The organism is Candidatus Baltobacteraceae bacterium, assembly GCA_036488875.1.
GTDB lineage: Bacteria > Vulcanimicrobiota > Vulcanimicrobiia > Vulcanimicrobiales > Vulcanimicrobiaceae > JAFAHZ01.
Genome location: DASXGW010000001.1, coordinates 1 through 20943, shown reverse-complemented (window position 1 = coordinate 20943; position 20943 = coordinate 1). Strand labels below are relative to the sequence as shown.

Genomic DNA, 20943 nt, shown 5'->3' with positions numbered 1-20943 from the left:
GGCTCGTTATACCAGCTTCTTCTCTTTGAGGAAAGCAAAAATGGCTTGCGCTCCGGCGGCGCCGTCGGCGGCTTCGACGGTCTTGCCTTTTCCCCGCACCGGCGGCGGCGCGAAGTTCAACAGCTGCGTCTTCGACCCGTCGGTGCCGACCGCAGTCTCCAACCCGAGATCGCCGAGCGTCAACGTCGCGATCGTCTTTTTCTTGGCGCCCATGATGCCTTTGAGCGAAGCGTAGCGCGGTTCGCCAAACGTCAGCGCTGTGGTCAACAGCGCGGGCAGCGCGACGTGCACGATTTGATGGCCCGTATCGGTTTCGCGTTCCACTTGGAGCTTGCCGTCGGCAATGTCGGCTTTACGCGCGTTGGTCACGCACGCCAAGCCGAGATGTTCGGCCAGCGCGCCGGGAACGGCGCCGGTGCTGCCGTCGTCGGTCAAGCCGCCGACGATGAGCAAATCGAATCCCGTTTTTTGCAGTCCGCGCGCCATCGCGTAGGCGGTGGCCCACACGTCGCTGCCCTCGAGCCCCGCGTCGCTGAGCATGACGGCGTCGTCGGCACCCATGGCCAGCGCCTTGCGAAGCGTCTCGCGCAGCCCCTCGGGACCCATGGTGAAGACGGTCACGGTCGTATCGCCGCCGGCGCGTTCCTTTAATTGAAGCGCGGCCTCGAGAGCGTACTCGTCGTAGGGATTGAGTACCGTCTCGACGCCGGTGCGCACGAGCCGCTTCGTGCTCGGATCGATCTTCTTCTCAGAGTTCGGATCCGGGACGAGCTTGACTGTCACCACGATCTTCACGTGGATATGACCTCCTGGCAAGGGGGATTCGGGAGCGGAACCCGGCGCTATTGGCACAAGGGTGGGATGCTACCTGCTAGGCCTGCCTGCCTGCTAGAGGCGCCCATCCACTAGGGACGGATCGCGTATTCCGTCGAGCTATCGAACTCGCCGTTGATGACTGACGAACGTAGGATGTAGCCGCCCAGCCGCGTCTTGACGATCGCAACGGGCATCTTCGGTATAATTGGAGCTTTGGCGATGTAGTCCACGCGATCGATCTTAATCACGGGATAGGTCTTGGCCGGAACGGCCACGAGATAGGTCTCCTCGTCAGAGCTATGCGGCGGCGTGTAAAAATTGGTCTTTTGATTTCCGGTTACCGTGCCGGCGCGCAGTTTTACAATCGAAAAGAGCAGCGCCACGGGTTCGCGCGGTACGTCGGCGTTGATCTTGACGTACGTTGGTGTATCGATGCGTTTGACGCCGCCCGTCGGCAGTCCGATTTTTTCGCCGTACACGTTGAGCGACTCCGCCGCGATGTCGACGCCGACGTCGCCCGTATTCTCGACGCGCTTGTGAATGGTGAGGAACGCGACACCGTCGATCGTCGGCCCCTGGTCCACCGTCGTCGGAAGCGAAAACTCCGGGGGCTCGGCCAGCGGTTTGATGCGCTGTTCGTACACGAACGTGTAGAGCGCCCATAGGCCCGCCGCAACGATGGCGATGATCTCTACGGCCGTCCGGATCTGCTCGGCGCGAGTGGGGACCGAATGAACGTGGAGCTCTCGACTCATGCAACGAGCCGTCAGGTTCGTGGTACTAGGACGGAAAGCCCCCGGGCACGGACCTTATCGTAACTGTCGCCCGGCCCACGGGACCGATTACGCTTGGCTCGTGCGCCGCATTGCCCGATTCGCTCTCGCTATTTCTGCCGTCATCGCTATTGCGGCGTGCGCTGGGACAGGGACTCCCGGAGGCCCGGAAGCGTCGTCAATTTTACCCCAAGCGCGGCCGGCCGGTTTGAGTGGAAACTACATCGATCACGTCGTCATCATGATTCAGGAAAATCGCAGCTTCGACAATCTGTTTTCGACGTTTCCCGGCGCCGACGGAACCACGAGCGGCATGACGCACACCGGTCAAGCCGTAGCACTCCATATGGGCAACCTCTTTAGCGCCACCGACGGCCAAAACGGTCACTCCGCATTCGTCAAAGATTACGACGGCGGCAACATGGACGGTTTCGACACGGTCCCGGTCGGGGGTCAACCAGCGGGCAGCACGTACGTCTATCAGTATGTCGATCCCGCGCAGATACGGCCTTATTGGAAGCTCGCCAAAGAGTATGCGCTGGCCGACCACATGTTCCAAACAGAAGGCAGCGGGAGCTTTATCGGTCACCAAGATCTCATTCGCGGCAACACCGCGCTCGATTCATCGCAAAGTCTTATCGACGAGCCCAATGGCGAGCCGTGGGGGTGCGATGCGCCCGCGGGCACGATAACGCCGGTCATCACCAGTAACGGCAAGTCCGTTACCGGTCCGTTTCCGTGTTTTAATTACGATACGCTGCGCGATCTGCTCGACGCCGCACACATCTCGTGGAGATATTATTTACCGGGCGAAAGCGTCGACGTCGGCGGCCTTTGGAATGCGTTCGATGCGATCCATGCCGTGCGGTACGGTCCGGAGTGGTCGACGAACATGTCGACGCCCGAAAAGAATATCTTCACCGATATCTCCCACCATCGACTGCAGAGCGTCTCGTGGGTGATTCCCGATTTTGCGAACTCCGATCATCCCGCAGCCGGTTCGGACACCGGTCCCTCGTGGGTAACTCAAGTGGTCAACGCGATCGGTCAAAGCCCATACTGGAAGACGACCGCGATCCTCGTCGTCTGGGACGATTGGGGCGGCTGGTACGATCACGTCGCGCCGCCGCAACTCGACTACGCCGGTCTCGGGTTCCGCGTGCCGATGCTGGTGATCTCTCCCTATGTCGATCGCGGCACGATTTCGCACAAGCAATACGAGTTCGGAAGCATCATCCGCTTCGTGGAGAACAACTGGAAGCTGGGGCGCTTACAACTCAGCACGGACAAACGCGCGCAGAGTATCGGCGACCTCTTCGACTTCAAACGGAAGCCCCGCAAGTTCCGGCCAATCGCTGCAAAATATTCCCGCTCGTTCTTCGAGCACCAGCCGCCGTCGAACAAGCCCGTCGACACCAACTAGGGGAGCCGGCCTAGCCGGTGACAAAGCCGGCTCTATGGCACAAGCGATCGGGTTTCTTGCGGGCTTTTTTGCAACCGCCGCATTCGTACCCCAGGTCGCGCACGCGTGGCAAACGCGATCGACGCGCGATCTGTCGCTGCTCACGATCGTAGCATTTAGTATCGGTGTCTCCCTATGGATCGCCTACGGCGTCCTCATCCACTCGCTTCCGATCATCGTCTGGAATATCATCACGTTAGCCCTGAATCTCGGGATTCTCGGCGCCAAGCTACGCCACGGTTAAGTACAACTCTGAAGGACGAGGCATTTTTGCGGCGCCTTCCAAACTGTTAGGCCATGGAGCCGCAACCGTGACCGGGCGCGAGCGCGAGCTCGGCACTCTGGCCGATCTGCTCGCGCGTAACCGCACCCTCTCCATCGTCGGTGAGGGCGGCATCGGCAAGACCTGGCTCGCGCTCGCGCTCGCCGCCGAATTGCGTCAAACCTTTCCCGACGGCGTCTGGTTCGTACCGATCGCCGGAGCCGACGACGACCTCGTGCCGGCGTTGGTAGCGCAGGCGATCGGCGTACGGAGCGTCCACGGCTCACCGCTCGAACACACGATCGCAGACGCGCTCGAGCAGGTACGCGGACTCGTGATCCTCGATCACGCGCAGGCTGCGCCGAACGGCGTGGCCAGCGTGGCATGGCGACTCTACCAAACCACGCACCATCTGCACGTGCTGATTACGAGCCGCACGCCGCCCAATCTCGCGGGCGCCGTCTTTCGTGTGCCGCCGCTGGAAGACGGGTTGCGCCTCTTCACCGACCGCGTCCACACCGAGGCACCGAACCTCGCGTTCGATGAAGCCTTCACGCAAATGGCCAAGCAGATCGTGCGGCGCCTGCACGGAAATCCGCTGGCCATCGAACTCGTGGCCGCGCAGTCGGCCAAGTTGGTTGCCGATCTCGAGGCGGGTCCCTATAAAACCGACTGGGTGCAGGCCTTCGATCGACCGATCGATTGGGCATTCGACCGGCTCGGCCCGAACGAGCAACGCTTTTTCACACGTCTTGGCGTTTTCGACGGCAGTTTCGACGAAGAGGATTGCGCGGCGGTTGCACACGACGCCGAGATCGCGGCCGGCGCTCAAGAAGTGCTTCACACCCTCGTCAGTCAGTGGTTCGTCTCGCGCTCGCTTTCCGCGCACCAGCCGCAGCGGTACATCCTCAACGACGAACTGCGCGCCTTCGCGCAAAAGCAGCTCAAGGCGAATCCGAGCGAACGCACCGCCACAGTGCGCCGATACACAACGCACTACCGCGAGCTCGCGCAGCGCCTGGATCTCTCGAAGGTCACCGACGAGAAAGCGGCGCTGCGGCGGCTCATCGACGAACACGCAAACGTTACCGGAACGCTGCATCTGCTCTTCGATGACAAGAACGAGCTCGCGGCGGCGCGTGAAATGGTCGTTTCGCTGCGACGATACTGGTTGGTGTGCGATCTGTTGAACGAGGCGCGCCGCAGCGTCGATCGCGCGCTGGAGCCACCCGATCCCGAACCGGCACTGCGCGCCGAACTTCTCCGCGAGGCGACGACGCTCGCGCGAGGCGCCGGCGAACTGCAGCACGCGGCAACGCTGGGAAAACAGCTCGTGCAGCTGCTCGAGAGCAGCGGCAATGGCGTTGCGCTGGGTGAAGCGCTCATTTTGCTGGGAACGACGAAGGCCGATCTCAACGATACCGGTGAAGCCGAGACGCTCTACCGGCGAGCGCTCGACGAGTTCCGCAAAGCCGGCGATGGCCGGCGAACCGCTAACGCGCTCTATCATCTCGGTTTAGTGCTCGCCGAACGGCATAACGAACGCGTTGCCGCACGCAAATTCTTCGACGAAGCCGTCGGGTTGCTCCGGCAAGAAGCGCCGTCGCGCGCGCTCGCCGATGCGATTGCGAATCTTGGCGCACTCGACGCGCTCGAGCAACAGCACGCCGGTGCGATCCAGAAAGCCGTCGAAGCCATCGCGATTTACGAACCGCTCGGAGAACGCGCGCAGTTGGCTTGGCAGTCGATCGCGCTGACCGAATATCTCATCGTCACCGGTGACCGCACCAAGGCGTACGCGCACTTGGCGGCGGCAAAGCAGGCGCTGCGCGAGCAGCCGCATCCCGCCTACCGAGCACTCTACCACGATGCGGCGGTTCGTCTGGCAGCGGCTCTCGGCGCGAACGAACTAGCGGCGGAGCTCCACGGACATGCAGAACACTACCGCACCCTAGAAAAGCTGCCGCGTACGCCCGAAGATCTCAAGGCCACCGCCCAACGCCTGGCCATCGTCGAGCACATCCTGGGGCGCGAGGTCTTCGCCCATCTCCAACACAAGGGCATGGCCGCAAAAGCGGCCGACTTCGACGAACCGGTCGACAAGCTTAAGGCGCGCGCGATTGCGTCGCAGGCGCTCGTAAAATAGGCCGGCGCTAAGGCGCGATCGAGTAAACGGTCCCGTAATCCGAGTTGCCGCCTTGATAGGTCGTGCCGTAGAGCCGTCCGCGCAAGAACGCCACGCCTCCGTAGGGGAACTCGCCGCCGCTACCGCCTGGAAAGCTGTAGACGACGCTTTCGCTGCCGCTCGTTGTAATTTTGAACACCGTCCCCGGACCAGTACCCCCGACTTGCGTAGTGCCGTATAACGTACCGTGCACGTTGATAAGATTCGCGTAGAGCGGGGTTCCCCCGTCGGGATTATCGGTGAACGAATGCAGCACACGTTCTTTGCCCGACGTGGTGATTGTATACACGGCGCCCCAGCGTCCCGAAGCACCCTGCGCCTCAGTGGTGCCGTAAAGCTGCCCCTTGACCAACGTCAGCCCTGACCAAGGCGCGGCCCCGTCGCCGTGCACCGTCCCGCCGAATCGGTGAATCACTTTTTCGTGTCCGGTAAGCGAGATTTTAAAAACGGTGCCAAGGCTGGAACCGCCACCGCCCGATCTCGTCGTCCCATACAGCGTGTGGCCAACGGCCGTTAAGCCGCCGAACGGCGCTTGGCCGTCATTTCCGCCTTTGAACGAATACAGCACCTTTTCTTTGCCGGAAAGCGAGACCCGAAAAACGGTGCCGTAATCGTTTTGGCCGCCTTCGGTCGTCGTGCCGTACAGATTGCCGTCGACGAACGTTAGGTTCCCGTAGGGGGCGTCGCCGTCGGGCGGATTGCCAAAGCGGTAGACGACGCGTTCTTTTCCGTTCGGCGAGATTTTATAGACCGCTCCATCGCCGTTACCGCCGTACGTCGTAACGCCGTAGAAATCGCCTTTGACGAAAATGAGCGGACCGGTACCCGGCTGCGAGCCGTCGGTGCCCTTTCCAAACTGATGGAGAACCTTGAGGGCACCCGTCGGCGTGATTCTAAAGACCGTGCCGGTGCCGTTCGTACCGCCATACGTCGTGCCGTAAAGCACGCCTTTTACCGCGATCAAATCGGCTTCCGGATGTTCCCCCTGCGGGCCGCTAAACGAGAATATCGTTCCTTCGGTCGCAAACGGCATCGTCGCGTTTCGAAACGCCGGCGCCGGTAATGGTGACGAAGTGAACGCGCGAGAACAACTCACGAGCAGCAGCGCGAAAATGGAAACCGCCAACGTACGCATAGCGCACCTCCGCACGACAGGTAGCCACTCGATTATACACCCCGCTCAAGCTCAAGCGGGCGCCCGCTCACCCCGCAGCAACCGAGCGCCAGATTTGGCGATGGCTCGTCGCCGGCGGTGACGAATAACCGCCTTAGATGCTTTTCGCACAAGCTGCGCCCGTTACGGCGTCCTCCGCGCAGGACGCCTACGGAATCTTCATGCGCGCACGTTCCGCAGTAAGCGCCGTGCAGTATCCGGGCCGTATGGACTATACAATTGCGATCAGCGGCTTGGCCGGGAAAACACCGGTGACGAACCATTATCGCGCCAGCACGCTCGTGGATGGAACGATTAGGGTTGCGCCCATTAGCCTAGAAGAAGCCGCATCGCCCCGGGTGCCTCACGGAATAAACGTCAGCATTTCGGCCGGCTTTTATGGCGCGGCCATCGTCATTCCGCTCGGTCCACCACCGCCATCGGCCGATTTAATCGGCGTCCCACTCATTGCGCCGACGTACATGTTCGGCCTAAAGTATCCGCAAACGACGCTCACGGCGCCCCCGACGGCCGATGCGTCCGGCCTGCGTACGATTGCCGTGGTTTCGACGGCGACAAAGGACTACAGCGTCATCCTGGTCGACACGCCGGTCGTAGACCAAACGCCTTGCTACCATTTGCGATTGGTCCCGCTTCGCAAGCCCCACGACAATCGTCTGCGCGAGCTATGGGTGGGAATGAGCGACTATCTGCCTCGGCAAGCTTTTATTGCGGGAAACTTTACGACGGCACCGCTTGTCGACGTGCCCTGGTCGATCGACTTCGCGGTGGTTGATTCCGTGCCGTTAGTCGTGCGAGAAGCAGCGGCCGCCACGCTTTACCTTCCACATCGTCGGGTCGTTCGCGAAGCGACGATCGCCTTCGAGAACATTCGGGCGGATGAAACGTCGATTTTCGACCGGCCGCTAATAACGCCCGCAATGACCGACACGACGCTGGTCGAGCCCTAAGGTAATAGGAATCAATGCCAATGAAAACTTCAGCGACCGACCGTTGCGCGATCGCCTTTTGTGCAGCAACTGCATTGCTTGCGGGGTGCGGCGAAACGCGGGCAACAACCAACGTATCGGGAGAGCTACCGCAAGCACCCGCGGCCGCGGCAGCTCGGGCTATCGCAAACGCCACGCTACCTGCGCCGTCCTTCAAGGTGCTGCATCGCTTCACACACTCCGACGGTGCATACCCTGACGGCAACCTAGTCAACGTGAATGATGTACTTTACGGCACGACGTGGGCCGGTGGTTTGGGATGCAGCGGCGGCTGCGGGACCGTTTACAGCATAACCGCAGCCGGCACGACGAACGTTTTGCATAGCTTCCGCGGGAGTCCCGACGGGGTGGCCCCATCGGGCGGCCTGATTAACGTGAACGGCACGTTCTACGGTACGACTCAGGGCGGCGGTTCCTCCAATAAAGGAACCGTCTACAGCATCCGTTTGAGCGATAAGGAAAAGGTGCTTTACAGTTTCACTGGCGGCGCCGACGGAGCAACGCCAACGGCGGGCCTGGTCAACGTGAACGGCACGCTGTACGGCACGACTTCGGGAGGAGGTTCGTCCGACAAAGGAACGGTTTACAGCATAAGCACGACCGGCGCGGAGAAAGTGCTGCATACATTTACCGGTGGCTCGGACGGCTTCGACCCGGAAGCGGGTTTAATCTACGTCAAAGGCGTGCTGTACGGTACAACCCGCTCGGGGGGTGCCTTCACTTGTTATAGCAGCGGTGATTCATGCGGGACCGTTTACAGCATAAGTACAGCCGGCGCGGAGAAGGTGCTGCACAGCTTCAACGGCCCCGATGGATATGGCCCGCTGGCGAGCTTAACCAACCTCAATGGCACGCTGTTCGGCACGACTTCCTCCGGGGGAGATGGCTGGTCCGCGAAAAGGGGATGGACCGGCTGCGGCACCGTTTTTAGCATGACCACGACCGGCGTAGAGAAAGTGTTGCACAGTTTTCACGCCGGCAGCGGATGTTTTCCCACGGTGGCCTTGGTCGACGTGGAAGGCACCCTATACGGTACGACGGACATGGGATCCGGTTATGGAGTTGCCTACAGCGTAAAAACGGGCGGCGCGTTCGAGGTGCTCCATCGTTTTACGCTCAAATCAAATGGCGTGTACCCTAAAACACCCTGGTCGCGATGAGCGGCACGCTGTACGGCACAACCTTTTACACGGTCCAAGGCAGCGGATGCACCAACGGCTGCGGTCTCGTCTTTGCATTAGCCCCCTAGACTTCAAGGCGTTGGCCCTACGGACCGGACGGGGATTAGCCGGACAACGCTCTCTACGAGGAACAGCAAGAACAACAGCAGGCTGAACGCGATGAAGAAACCACCCACGATTCGTGTATTAGTTCGCCAGAACTCCGAGTTTGCGTCGACAGTCAGCAATCCCCAGCGATCCTCAAACCGGAAGAAATCATCCGTACGAAAAAACATAAATGCGCCGGTCATCGCAGAGCAAATAGCGAAGGCCACTTCGAGTAGAGCTGATAGTGCGCTGTTCATGCTGTCTTTCAGACGCGTTCCTTACGCCGCAAGAGATTTACGACCTTGGCACCGGCGCTTCATTAACGAGGCTGCCGGGACTAAAACGACGTGTCGGGAGTTTCCGCCACTCGCGACGAATACACGTAAGATGCTCGGATGCAGAACGGTATGAGCGACCTCGTCCGCTACCCGTCGCCGGTGCAAGGTCCGCAGGGTCTGGCTTGGGATGGCGAGTCGATGTGGGTGACGAGCGCCGCGAACGGTCGTTTGTATGCGCTCGATCCCAAGACGTGGGACATTCGACACGAATTCGTTCCGCCGTGCGAATCCTTAGGTGTGACCTACACTGGGGCGGACTTTCGGCTGATACTCGCTCCAGCGATTGAGGAGCCCGATCTGGAGAAGGACCGGCGGTACGTTTATTCGTTTACGCCCGATGCGGGATTCGCCGCGTGCTTCCCATGCCCAGATTTCTCCGGATCGTTCCTAGCGTATGCAAACGGGACATTGTATCTCTCACAAGCGTGGGATAAGAAGCTGATCGAGCTCAACGAAGACGGAGCGCCCGTGCGCGAAGTGGGCCTCGAAAGGCGCCCCGTCGGTATGGCGATTGTTGACGGCGCGTTCTATTTGGCGACCGTTAACGAAGATTGGGTCGACGGTCAGCTCCAGCGGCTCGGCATCGATGCCGCCGCGTCATCGATCGAAACGCTGCAATCGTTTCCGTTTAATCCGCGTAGCGTAGCGTACGACGGCGAGCGGTTTTGGACCGCAGATCGCAACAACCATGCAGTCGTCTCATTTACGTTAACGATTTCCTAGGAAGCGTTCGGGGCTCTACGATGCTCTCGGTCGTCATTGGTCGTCGGGAGGCCGCAACGAAGGAGCATGTTGTAAGAAAAACGAGGCTGGGTAGGGTGCCGGAATCGCCGTGAACTCCGCAGGGCGGCGGCTGAAGTCGAAGCTTTGAACGATGCTCGCCGATCTGCGGTCGGTATATCCGGCAGTTAACGAGCCCAGCGCCGGCAACTTGAACGTCTGCTCGATGAACTCCAAAATGCTGCCGAACTCGTAGACCGTGTGGTCGACGTGGGGTGAGACGTATGGCGATACGATCAGACAACCGACTCGAATGCCCAACCCGCGGAAATCGAGCTGCGGCGGCGGGACGTTATCGTAGAATCCCCCCCAATCGTCCCAAACGATCACGATCGCTGTCGACTTCCAGGCCGGAGATTCTCCGATCGCGTTGACGATGGACGCGACCCAGGACGGCCCGTACGGCTTTCCGATGTACGGGTGATCCGACCATAGCGCATCTGGTACGACCCACGAGACGTTCGCTAAAGCGCCGCTTTTGGCGTCGGCCAAGATCCGTTGCGGCGGACTGACGACGTGCGCTCCCCAATCCGGGCCGTTGCGGACGCTCGAGATTGCATCGAAGGACGACCACAACCGCCCCCCGTTGTTTCCTGAGATTGAGGGCGCGTAGTATTTCCAGGAAACGCCGGCTGCGTCGAGCGTATCGGCCATCGTGCGAAACTGCGTGAAGCAGGGCGCCGGGCCGTCGCGGATGAGACGATCGATATTCACCGTTTCCGTTACCGTCCCGGACGGCGAATCGCAGCCCCATGGCGAGCCCGTCGGAAGATCTGCCGCCGACAAACGCGGATTGAGGTCGGCGGTACCGGCGATTAACGTGAGGTGCGCGGTGAAGCTTGGTCCGAACATGGTGGGGAACATGTGATCGGCTAATACGTAACGGCGCGCAATCGTCCAATAGGGCGCGACGGCACTGCGTTTCAAATAGGAATACGCAAATCTTCCGATAGTCCCACCCGCGGCCGCCGGGTTGAGATCGAACCTATCCATCTTTGCGTGATCCCAGTCCATGACGCCGGTCGAGAAATAGTGGTCCATGTCGCGGACTACAAACCGAATCTGCTGCAACCTCACCTTCGTTCCGTTGTGGAGGTAGCCGTAAGGCGACGTATCGGCACCCGGAAATCCGTCGAAGAGGTTGTCGAAGCTGCGGTTTTCTTGAATGACGACGACAACGTGCTTGATGTAGTTTCCAGGCGCGAGCGCCGCCGGTTCGGTCAGGACGGCGGGAACGGCCGGGGACGATGCACCGTTTGGCACGCCGGCACATCCGGCCAAGGCTCCGATCGACAGCAGCACAAAGAGGCGGAACACCTTACGAGCGCTCCGAGGCGTCCGTGCCGAATTGCGGATAATCCTGGATCGGCAGACGGTCGGCAATCATTCGAAAACCGGCGTGCACGGCACTGGTCAGCTCCTGCAGCGATCTGAGGAGTTCGCCGGCACCCGTTCCGTCTTTTGAAGTAAGAACGTCTAGGGTTGTTCCGACGCCGTGCGCCAGTTGCAGGATTGCGTCGGATTCGTCTGGAGCGTACGGCTCGCCCGAGCGTTTTGCTCCAAGTACGAGTGCACCAACTAGGCGGCCGCGCGCGACCATCGGAAATGCGAACTCGCCTTGCAGTTCCGTCCTCACATCATGCAAATCCACGATATGGTGGCGCGCCCGTAATGCGATGATTGCCGGATCATTCTCACTGACTGCGCCGTAGTGGTCGGAGCCATTATTTAAGGCAAACTCAACCGTAACGGGATCGGCGTGATCTCGTAAAACATCGGCCGCGCGTTCGATAACAACTCGTGGGTCCGTAATGTATCCTGCTTCCCGCGCGAATTCCCGTATGGCCTTTTCGTCTTCATGCCGCTTTCGGAAGAACAGTGAATCGAGCGTCCGGTCGACACGCAGATGGATAGCTCGAATCGATAGACCCAGCAGCAGCGCAAACCCGCCGCTAATGGCTAGGTTTGCGGCGTGACTTGCGCCACCCAGCCACTCACTGAGAGCCCATTCGAAAATAATGAAGATGCCCACCACGACCAACGACACGACCGAATAGACCATCGCCCGGTTTACGGCAAATCCTACGTCGAGAAGCCGGCGATTGAGAACGGTATAAACCAACCCCAAGGGCGCGAGGAAAATCATGTAGTTGACGACGAGCTCCGCGCCATGCGAGATAACGTACGGCACGGTTGGCGAAAGCGCTCCGTTCGTCACGCCCTCCGTTCCAAAGAAGATTGCCATTGGCAGCGATGCCCAAGTGACGCGCGCGCGTTCGGCAGGCGAGCACGTTGCGATCGTGAGAACGACGCTGGCCATAGAAAGGAGGCCAGGTAACGCCTGGATGGCATCCGCAACAGCCGTCGCCGAAAGCCACCCGCCAAGCACATCCCAAAGCGCAGTCCACGCACCCACAACGAGCAACAGGGATTGTATCGATGCGGCGGCGGCCGCGGCATAGCTCAGCCAAACGACTAAGCGTCGCCACAAGAGCCCAGCGCCGGAAAAGAGCGTCGTGTACGTTGCGAGCAACGCGATCCCGCCATAGTAGAAAAAGCCGAAGACAGAGTTGAATACCGCATCGAGCAGTGGAAAAGGTGTTATCGAATTCTGGCTCTGAAACATCAGGCCAATTTCCCAACACAGTAAGCACAGCGCAAGGACGCGCACCGACGCAAGGTCGGACCGTCGCCACGAGACAATCCCGGCGAAGATCAATACCCAGTACTGACCGATCGTCGCCAGCCACCACTCGAGCGGAAATTCGTAGCGTACTGGTCGAAGCGCGATCATCCGTACGCTGTTGCCACGAGCGACGGGAAGATCGGCGCGCTCGCCCAGCCACCACCAGCGCGTGAAAAATCGATAACGCTCGGGCAGCGAAAGCTCTCGAAGGTTGATAAGGTCCCCGCTCCGGAGGCCAACCTGGGCTAGGGGGTTCGAGGGTTCGAACGTCAATCGGTGGACCAAGGGTGTTGCGGTGCTTTCTTCGCCTGCGCTCTGGCCGGGCATACCGGCGGCGATGAGACCAGGGACCGCGGCAACGCTCGCAAGGTCCGTGAAAACCATGTAGCTTAGCTGAACTACGCCGAACGCGCAAACAGCGAGTAAAAGGCGACGCCAGTGCTGAGGTGTCATTGACTTGCAGTCGATTCGTGACCGCCGGGCCGCGCACCCTCGCACGAATATCGAGAGCACAACACTTCCACTTCGAGCGAGATGGTCAAGTTGCGCCTCTCTCGAAGGGGCACGCTATGAAGGGTTGGCTGCTCTTTCTGTGTGCGTTAGCGTTTGCGATCACGTTTTTCGCCGCTGCGGATAAGTTCGGACTCGGCGGCCGGCCGTGGTACGGCTGGTGGGATTCGAACTTCCATCCGATACGCGCTTTTACCGTCGGTATCGGCGCGCCCGTTTCCGGAGGCGCGTCGGCGCTTGGGGGACTGCGTAACGGCGACGTGGTCGATCTGCGCAAGCAAAACACCGACGCTCGGTTCGCGGTGCTCTATCAGCTCATGGGAACGCAGCCCGTGACGCTCTTGGCCGAACGCGGAACTTCGGCGGTGCGACTCGACGTAACGGGGAGCACCATATGGGAGGGTGCATGGGTTTGGAAGCTCGCCGTGATGCTGTCCGTTACAATAGCTAACCTCTGGTTCGTTGGCTGTGCGCTTCTCGTCGTTTTGCGCCGCCACGAGCGACGTGACGCAGCGACACTCGCGCTGGTGCTTCTTTTCATCACCGGCTTCCAACTGAATCCAACGTTTTTCGTCGTCCCGTGGACCTGGCTGCATCTTGTCCTCCTCGTGGGATCGCAGGCATCCCTTTGCGCAGCTTTGATCCTGCTCATTGCGCTTTCGTCCCGGTTCGGCGAGCGCAGCGCCGCTCGCACTTGGATAGAGTGGCTGGGCCGCGGCTTCGTCGGGTTGTTCTTTTTGAGCGCCGTCGCGGCGTCCGTCGGCATTGCCACGCTTTGGTTCGACCCGACGCCATTCGTTGACCGGATAAGTCCCGTTCCGGGAATGTTCGGCATTCCAGCTAGCCTGTTGACGGTGCTCGCCGCAGTGATGGCCATTTCGTCTTCCGCGGCGCCCGACCGGCCACGAGTTGCGTGGACGCTCATGCCGCTCCCAATTGCCATACTCGCATTTTCATCACTTGGCACCCTCGGCGCGCTCATCGTCGGCTCGTCGTGGTTTGCCATCGTCGGCGAGTCGGCATTCGTCAACGCGACGTGGCTCGCCGGTGCGTGGATTGTCACGTACGCGTTATTGAAGCGGCGTGTACTGGATTTCGAGTTCGTGCTAAGTCGCGCACTCGTCGTTGGTGCGGTGTCGGCAATCGTCGTCGCGTCGTTCGTACTGCTCGAATGGCTGCTCGGTACGACGCTCGCGGGCGTCAGCCATGCAACGGGGCTGATCGCTAACGGTGCATTGGCACTCGTGCTAGGACTTTCGCTCAATCCGATCCACAAGCGCGTGGACCGGTTCATTGAATCCTCCTTCTTCCACAAGCGGCACCAGAACGAGCGAGCCCTACTGGACTTCTCGAAAGAGGCGGCGTACGTCACCGATTCGCAGGCGCTGCTCGATCAGGCTGCCGAAAGGCTTGCGAAACACACTGACGCACGCGACGCCGCAATCCTCCTGGAAGCAGAGGGCGCGTTCGTCGCGGCGCGCTCGTTTGGAAACGGCACCATTGAAGCCATCGATGAAAACGATCCCGCGATTCTCGCCCTCAAGACGTGGCACAAACCACTTGACCCGCATCGCTATTCTGGTGCCATGCGGGGCGCGCTTGCCGCACCTATGCTCGCTCGCGGCCGGCTTCTCGGCCTGATCGTTCTTGGCGAGCGCAGCGGTGGCGAAGCGTACGCGCCCGATGAAATCGAAGCACTCTCACAGTTCACCCACGGTGTCGGTTCAGCGTACGACGTTCTGGTCAGCGCGCGCGACGACTCAATCGTCGAACTTCGCGCGTCGATGGCTGCAATGGCGGATGCTATTGCAAGGCTTGGGCGCGAAACGTCCGCACTCAGACGAGTTGAAGGCGGATAACATGAGGAGCTTTTCTTTCGGATGGCCGGGACTCGAACCACAACTCGGGGGTTCCAGCCGATACCGACGGTTACCGAAAAGTGTTATTCCGTAAGGCTGTTCCGTCACACTAGCTCGCGAATGGCCCCCGATCCCGACCGTTTCCGACCTTCCTCGGCTATTTGAGCGTTCTTTTTCGCGGTGCTACCTTGCGCGTCGCTATCGTTCTAAGGATCGACGACGTACCCAAAGAACTCGATACTGCCGGTACGATACCGCTTCCCCGACTTCGTCAGCAAAGTGAACGAGCCGTCGGAGCCCGTTGCGGGAAATCCGTTGAGGGTTAGCTTCATCGGTCCACTCGCCAGCAATTTCCAGCGCGAAGGCTCTGCGGCAATGTTCGGAACGGCGGTTAACACCGCATTCACGCCGCGCGCGATCGGCGTCCCGTTCACCGAGGTTAACAAGACGACGCATCCGCTGGTGCCGCGATTCAAGGTGAACGTCCCAAAGTACGTGCGTGTCGGCCGCGGAGTGGGGCCGGTCTTCGTCGCGGACTGCGGAGCTGGCTTCGGCGGGTTCGAGCCGTCCGGAGTCATACGGAAAACGAAATACTTGGCGCTCTCGGCCGACAGCGTGAAGGCACCGTTCTTGATATTTCCGGTAGCTTGAAACACCGTATACGGACCGGGGGCATTTCCGGACGTACCCGGACAGGTCGAGCTCCCCAAGTCCTTGGGCTGGAGCACCGAGGACTGCGACGATCCGGACCGCGTGAAGTCGTCGCTGCCCCCACGACAACCGGCCGCGACTGCGGCAATTCCAACCAAGCCGAGAGCGATCGCAAGCGTATGCAGTTTCATGTGCAAATACTCTTATAGGGGTTGTTGAGCATGGGCGTAAAAGCGTATCCGATGAAATTCGGAATGATCTCTACATGGGCCCGGGGGCTGGACCCATGGGGATTCACGGTGCATTTTTCAGTAAAGATGTCCCCGAAAAACACTACGTTACCCATGCACTGCGGCGAGGTCGTCACCGCTCCCTGTATCCAAATCTGCGGATTACCGGCAAGCTCCGGGGGGACGTCGTATCCAATCACTACTATACTGTTCTCGCCGGGCGCCATGCACTTAATCGCCCCGCGCTCAACACTCCAGTCTGCTTTGAGGACGTAGCTCCATCGGGGTACTATCCATACGTAGTGACCGGTCATGTTCAAAAGCACAACCTCAATGTTAAAATTGGCAACATGCGGTCTTTGCGTCGTCGCGGTAGCGACGCCCGGCGCGCAGACCGCGAGCGTCACGGCAACCAGCAGTGCGAATGGACGAAAAACGCAGTAGAAAAAGCGCATGTGACCCCTTGTCTCAAGCCCCACCAGAGAGATTGATTGTAGCATAAGGGGCTCCGAAGCGACTCCATCAGGCCCAAAAACTCTCGGGACGTCCTACTCGTCCGGCAAATTTGGGTTTCCAACCGCTCCGTTAGAAAATGTTTTAGCCCGGACGGGTCCCGGGCTTTAGCGCTTGTCCCGACGACATGCTTGCGCTCCCAGGTAAAACGGGAGGAAGCAGCGCGTATGACGTCGCGACGTGCTGTGCCACGTAGAGTAGTATGCGCGTTTCTTCCGGAAGATACTCCGTACGATCGCGTTTGCGACCGCATATGATGGCGCCCACCAGGTCGCGGCGCACCGAAAGCGGGACGATCGTACAGCCGCGAAGTGACTTAACCTCGCTGACGAATGGACGGTGGCGCTCGCACAATTGCAAGACGACGCGATCGCTGCGCTCGAGCAAGGCTGGGGTGCTCGGATTCGATGCATGCACGAGAATCAAATTACCGCCCACGTTCGTGAAGATCGCGATCTCGTCGGTATCGAGCGACTCCCGAAGCGCTTCGAACGTCGCGAGCAACAGCTCCGATCTCGTCTGAACTAAATCGGCTTCACGCCCGAAACTCTCGAGTAGCGATAGCCTGCGATTCTGCTCGCGAAACAGCACGGAGTTTACCCAGCGTTCGATCTTGGCGTGAAAGCTCCGTAAGTAGATGCCCATGAAGATCGCCGCGGAGAAGCTGACCGCCTGGGTAAAAACGCCGCGCCACAAACCTTCCTCGAGAATGCCGTCTGCGAGTTTTCCCGCCAACCATTCGACCCCGATAAAGCCACCCAGCATCAACATAGAAATTGCGGCAAACGCGGTCGATCGCGAAATAACGAGGTTGAGATCGACGACGCGATGACGTAGGGTCGCGTAGATCGGACCGATGAGCGTGCAACTGAGGAGAAAATAATAGACGAGCCCGATAAGCCATTGCTGTTCGCCGAACCAGAGCGGAGTAGCCGAGCCGATCGCGGCACCCAAAAGCCAGCAGAAGGCAATAGTCGATACGAACCACATCGACCGCGCGCGATGTTCTACCGGGCTGCTCAGCGCGATCGCCACGACGAGCACCATCAAGCTGAGGCTCGTGACCACGGCACCAACGTTTAGCACCTCGACGTACGCTAAGGGGGATGCCGGAGCGAAGACGCTTATGATGCTGCCGAACAAGACGGGATCGAGCGTGGACAACATGCCGAGAATCGGCGAAAGCCAAAGAAGCGCTACTCGCGCGCGCCGCATTCCCGCCGGTAGCTGCGCGACGGCCATCAACGCGAACATCGTGGTCGCCGCTTGCACGAACAGTTGGAAAACCATTCCCACTGTGAAGGCTAAGACCGGCGTCGGTCCCACCGCCTGAAAATCGGCTCCCACCGTGCCGATTTCCTCAGCGACCGCTAGCCACACGACCATACGCGCGAGGGGCAGATGTCCGGCTCTAAGCATAACGATAAAGCCGAAAACGACTTCGATAACGACGAGCGCTAAGTCGAAAAAGCGCGATGGCGAAGGCCACGCCTCCTGAATCGAAACGTCGACGACGCGCGGATTTCCGGCGCGAACGACGGGAACCGATAGGGTGCCTTTGGCGGCAGCTGCGAAGATGTCGATGCGCTGCGATAAGGTCGTCTTGGCGATGTCCAGCACGTCGCCGGTCCGCAAGCCTGCCGCTTGGGCGGGGCCGCCGTTTGGTACGGCGAGAAGAACCTGCGGCGTCCCGGAGAGGCGCCCGAGCAAATAGAGATAATTCCGGCCCGGCGTCACGACGTTATATAACGCCAGCACGATAGAGGCAATGCCCAGGGCTAAAACCGCAAGTTTCGCGGACCGCACCATGGTCGCGGCTTCAACACCTATGCGCTCAATCCCTCAAGGATCGTTGCGGACTGAACGCAGCCCTTCCCCAATTATCGTTCGTACGAGAATGACGCGTTAGATGCAATTATTTTGGGATGGCCGGGAGTCGAACCACAACTCGTGTTGCCCGGTACGAGGGCGAAGGGCCCTATTACTCGACGGCGCGCTTATGGGCCGACGGCATTAGACCGATCTACGGCTCCGCGGCCAGCGCGGTGGGCTGTGAGAACGCGGGGAGGTTGCGAAGGATCCTCGCGCCGTGCGCTCGGACTTCTCGAATTACGAACGTAGTGGAACACGTCGAGATTACGCAATCCGCAACGTAGAGATTCTCGGAGTCGTCGAGCGCCATCAGAAACGGATCGTTCATGACGATCGTGCGGCTCGCCGTCGTGGTTCCCGGCGGAAAAACCGCGACCGCTCCGTCGAATTCCGCGCTTCCCGACGACGACGAGCACGCGTTGGCGACGGTAGCTCCGGCCACATAAAGATTATCGGATGAATCGATCGTAACGGCAGTAACCGGAAGAAGTGGTGCGATTTTACGCACCACGGTCGTGCTCCTGGGCGCGAGTTCAGTCATCAACCCCACGGGTGCTGAAGAACTGCTAGAACTGCTCGAACAACTGAACGGAAGATTCGCCGTGCTCCCTACGTACAGGTTGTTATGCGAGTCGACGGCGAGCGACAGCGGTATCGAATTCCTGAAGGAAATCGTAAGCGTCGGCGCCTTGGCTTTGCGCGGATACATAGTTACGTTTCCGGTTCCGGCGCTGCTCGAATTGGAGCTCGTATTATTGGCGACGTAGAGGTTTCCATTATGATCGAAGGCCATCGCCGTGGGCACGTGCAAACCGGCGGTGATCGTATAGAGCAGCTTGCGGGTTGCCGGATTATAGACGGCGATCTGGTCGTCGGCATTGAGGACGTAGAGGTGCTTATTGAACGCCAGCGCCACCGGGCAAACGACCCCCCTGTCGATCGCGGCCTTGGCTTTTATGGAACCGGCCGGATAGCGAGTAACCGAACCAACGCCGCACGTATTGCCTACGATTCTTGCAGCCCCCACGTAGAGGTTGCTTGCGCGATCGAACGCAAGCGCCGTTGGCGTTCTCCCGGGTTGTGAGATCGTTGCGACGCGCGCTTTTCCGGTCGGCCCGAAGACCGCAATCTGACTCGCCATCGAGACGTAGACGTCGCCCGAAACTTTAAAGTTCGGCACCGCCCAGTCTGTCCGAGCGCTTCCTTGAAGAGATGGGATTGCGTTGTGGGATGCGCAGGCCGCCGACGCAATCATCGCCGCAACGGCGATAAAAGACAGATAACGTTTCACGATGGCATGCTCCATCCATCCTAAGGGGCGACTCCGGCGTATTGTGAATTGCAGTGCTATTGTACGACGCAAAAGACGAATTTCAAGCGTCCTATCGGCCGACGCCTTTGACGAAGCGGTAGTCCGATTTACGCGCTGCGCCGGGCACCATGGATCGCGGGGCGCGCATGCCCCTGTGTTTGCATCGCCGTGTTGATCGGCGGCTGCGACGAGCGATTCTTCGTGGTCACCGGCGATGATATCGCCGCAAAGAGCTCTCAGGCTTGTCTACACGTCTACAACGAAAGGGGCGCGGAGCCTCGTGAAATAAAGCGAATACTATTTGGGAGTCCGTGACAAAATGTGACACCGCCTGGTGGGCGATGCCCAAGGGACGGGACAACGGGAGCGACAAAGCCCTTCATCAGCAGTGCGCTTTTCGGAGGGATTTATGTCTTTGGCGCTCATCAATACATTTGCCACGCTCGGTACGTTCATCGTTATTGCGGCAACCGCCGGCGCCGCCATTGTTCAACTCCGCCACGCTCGCAGCAGCAACCAAATTGCTGCTATCAATGAGCTTGAAGAAGTGAGAGCTGAGCCGGACTTCGTAAGTGCCGAGCAATTTGTGATGCAAGACCTGCCTGTACGGCTACAAGATCCGCCGTTTCGGCATCAAATCGCGGTGGGCGACAAGAAAAGGGACGAGATACGCGATCTCAAGTCAAAGATAAATAAGGTCGGGAACCACTTCGAAATCATGGGAATTCTTGCCAAGGCGGGACTCGTCGATAAGAGACTCGTTTTAGAAATGTGGTGCGACGTCATTCTCTCTGTTTGGAACAAGCTCGCGCCGGTTACTGCTATAGAGCGCCGCACAATGGGTGACGGGCTTCTCGAGAACTTCGAATATCTCGCGGTTTTAGCACAGGACTGGATGGCGGCGCATCCCAACGGCGCCTATCCAACGGACGTACGGCGCATTGGCCTCAAAGATGATTGGCTCGAAGCCGACAAGGAATACGCCGCCTCGCTCGCACAGAGTTGAGAGCACATCTTTTGGGATGGCCGGAGACTCGAACCCTCACTTGGGGATTCCAGCCGATACCGATCGTTTCCGACCCGTCCGTGACAAAATGTGACAATGCAGGCGCTCTCCGCGATGCGTCGCATAGGCTTCCATTAAGGATGGAACCATGAGCTGGGAAGCGGTAGGGGCGCTGAGCACGGCCTTTACGGGCCTAGTGATCGTGGTGACGGCGTTTGCCGCTATCAGTCAACTCCGACAGCTGCGCGAACAGCGTC

The 20943-nt window shown here is 59.8% G+C and carries 17 protein-coding genes; 8 read left to right on the top strand and 9 right to left on the bottom strand.

All coding sequences use genetic code 11. The annotated features are described in order from the left end of the window. Positions 1-6: 6 nt before the first annotated feature. The gene (locus VGG89_00085; GenBank protein HEY1974926.1) at positions 7-795 is read right to left on the bottom strand and encodes an electron transfer flavoprotein subunit beta/FixA family protein; all 789 of its coding nucleotides are present in this window, start codon (positions 793-795) and stop codon (positions 7-9) included. Between the two features lie 110 nt (positions 796-905). After that, positions 906-1571, bottom strand: a complete 666-nt coding sequence (locus VGG89_00080) for a hypothetical protein (protein ID HEY1974925.1) — start codon at positions 1569-1571, stop codon at positions 906-908. Between the two features lie 100 nt (positions 1572-1671). Here VGG89_00080 and VGG89_00075 point away from each other — a divergent pair, with 100 nt between their 5' ends. The 3 genes from VGG89_00075 (at position 1672) to VGG89_00065 (ending at position 5459) form a co-directional block, all read left to right on the top strand. After that, the gene (locus VGG89_00075) at positions 1672-3012 is read left to right on the top strand and encodes an alkaline phosphatase family protein (protein ID HEY1974924.1); all 1341 of its coding nucleotides are present in this window, start codon (positions 1672-1674) and stop codon (positions 3010-3012) included. 34 nt (positions 3013-3046) lie between these two features. Continuing rightward, positions 3047-3295, top strand: coding sequence for a SemiSWEET transporter (locus VGG89_00070; protein HEY1974923.1), 249 nt, complete (start codon positions 3047-3049; stop codon positions 3293-3295). Between the two features lie 67 nt (positions 3296-3362). Then, entirely contained in the window at positions 3363-5459 is a 2097-nt protein-coding gene (locus tag VGG89_00065; GenBank protein ID HEY1974922.1) for an NB-ARC domain-containing protein, read from the top strand. A 7-nt stretch (positions 5460-5466) separates the two neighbouring features. Here VGG89_00065 and VGG89_00060 read toward each other — a convergent pair whose 3' ends face one another. After that, entirely contained in the window at positions 5467-6633 is a 1167-nt protein-coding gene (locus tag VGG89_00060) for a choice-of-anchor tandem repeat GloVer-containing protein (protein ID HEY1974921.1), read from the bottom strand. Positions 6634-6770: 137 nt separating this feature from the next. Here VGG89_00060 and VGG89_00055 point away from each other — a divergent pair, with 137 nt between their 5' ends. The 3 genes from VGG89_00055 (at position 6771) to VGG89_00045 (ending at position 9990) form a co-directional block, all read left to right on the top strand. Continuing rightward, positions 6771-7622 (top strand): hypothetical protein, encoded by an 852-nt coding sequence (locus VGG89_00055; GenBank protein ID HEY1974920.1) that lies wholly within the window; start codon positions 6771-6773, stop codon positions 7620-7622. A 20-nt stretch (positions 7623-7642) separates the two neighbouring features. Further along, positions 7643-8821 (top strand): choice-of-anchor tandem repeat GloVer-containing protein, encoded by a 1179-nt coding sequence (locus tag VGG89_00050; GenBank protein ID HEY1974919.1) that lies wholly within the window; start codon positions 7643-7645, stop codon positions 8819-8821. A gap of 515 nt (positions 8822-9336) precedes the next feature. Then, entirely contained in the window at positions 9337-9990 is a 654-nt protein-coding gene (locus VGG89_00045) for a hypothetical protein (protein HEY1974918.1), read from the top strand. 33 nt (positions 9991-10023) lie between these two features. Here the strand turns inward: VGG89_00045 and VGG89_00040 are convergent, their stop codons facing one another. Together VGG89_00040 and VGG89_00035 are read right to left on the bottom strand one after the other, a co-directional pair. After that, entirely contained in the window at positions 10024-11364 is a 1341-nt protein-coding gene (locus VGG89_00040; GenBank protein ID HEY1974917.1) for an alkaline phosphatase family protein, read from the bottom strand. A gap of 1 nt (position 11365) precedes the next feature. Then, on the bottom strand, positions 11366-13006 hold the full coding sequence (locus tag VGG89_00035) for a hypothetical protein (GenBank protein ID HEY1974916.1): 1641 nt from the start codon (positions 13004-13006) through the stop codon (positions 11366-11368). Positions 13007-13302: 296 nt separating this feature from the next. Between VGG89_00035 and VGG89_00030 the strand changes: the two genes are divergently transcribed. Next, positions 13303-15102: a GAF domain-containing protein gene (locus VGG89_00030; protein HEY1974915.1), complete on the top strand. Its 1800-nt coding sequence runs from the start codon at positions 13303-13305 to the stop codon at positions 15100-15102. A gap of 206 nt (positions 15103-15308) precedes the next feature. On the opposite strand, the gene VGG89_00025 is transcribed toward VGG89_00030, so the two are convergent. The 4 genes from VGG89_00025 to VGG89_00010 form a co-directional block, all read right to left on the bottom strand. After that, positions 15309-15944 carry a hypothetical protein gene (locus VGG89_00025; protein ID HEY1974914.1) on the bottom strand — a complete coding sequence of 212 codons (636 nt, stop codon included), beginning with the start codon at positions 15942-15944 and terminating at the stop codon, positions 15309-15311. Then, complete coding sequence (locus VGG89_00020) at positions 15941-16438, bottom strand: hypothetical protein (GenBank protein HEY1974913.1); 498 nt, start codon at positions 16436-16438, stop codon at positions 15941-15943. Before VGG89_00020 ends, VGG89_00025 begins: the two co-directional genes overlap by 4 nt. A gap of 142 nt (positions 16439-16580) precedes the next feature. Beyond that, on the bottom strand, positions 16581-18305 hold the full coding sequence (locus VGG89_00015) for a GAF domain-containing protein (GenBank protein ID HEY1974912.1): 1725 nt from the start codon (positions 18303-18305) through the stop codon (positions 16581-16583). A 214-nt stretch (positions 18306-18519) separates the two neighbouring features. Beyond that, a complete protein-coding gene (locus tag VGG89_00010; GenBank protein ID HEY1974911.1) occupies positions 18520-19659 on the bottom strand; it encodes a hypothetical protein in 1140 nt (379 codons plus the stop codon). 409 nt (positions 19660-20068) lie between these two features. On the opposite strand from VGG89_00010, the gene VGG89_00005 reads away from it, so the two are divergent. Then, positions 20069-20686, top strand: a complete 618-nt coding sequence (locus VGG89_00005; GenBank protein HEY1974910.1) for a DUF4760 domain-containing protein — start codon at positions 20069-20071, stop codon at positions 20684-20686. Positions 20687-20943: the final 257 nt, after the last annotated feature.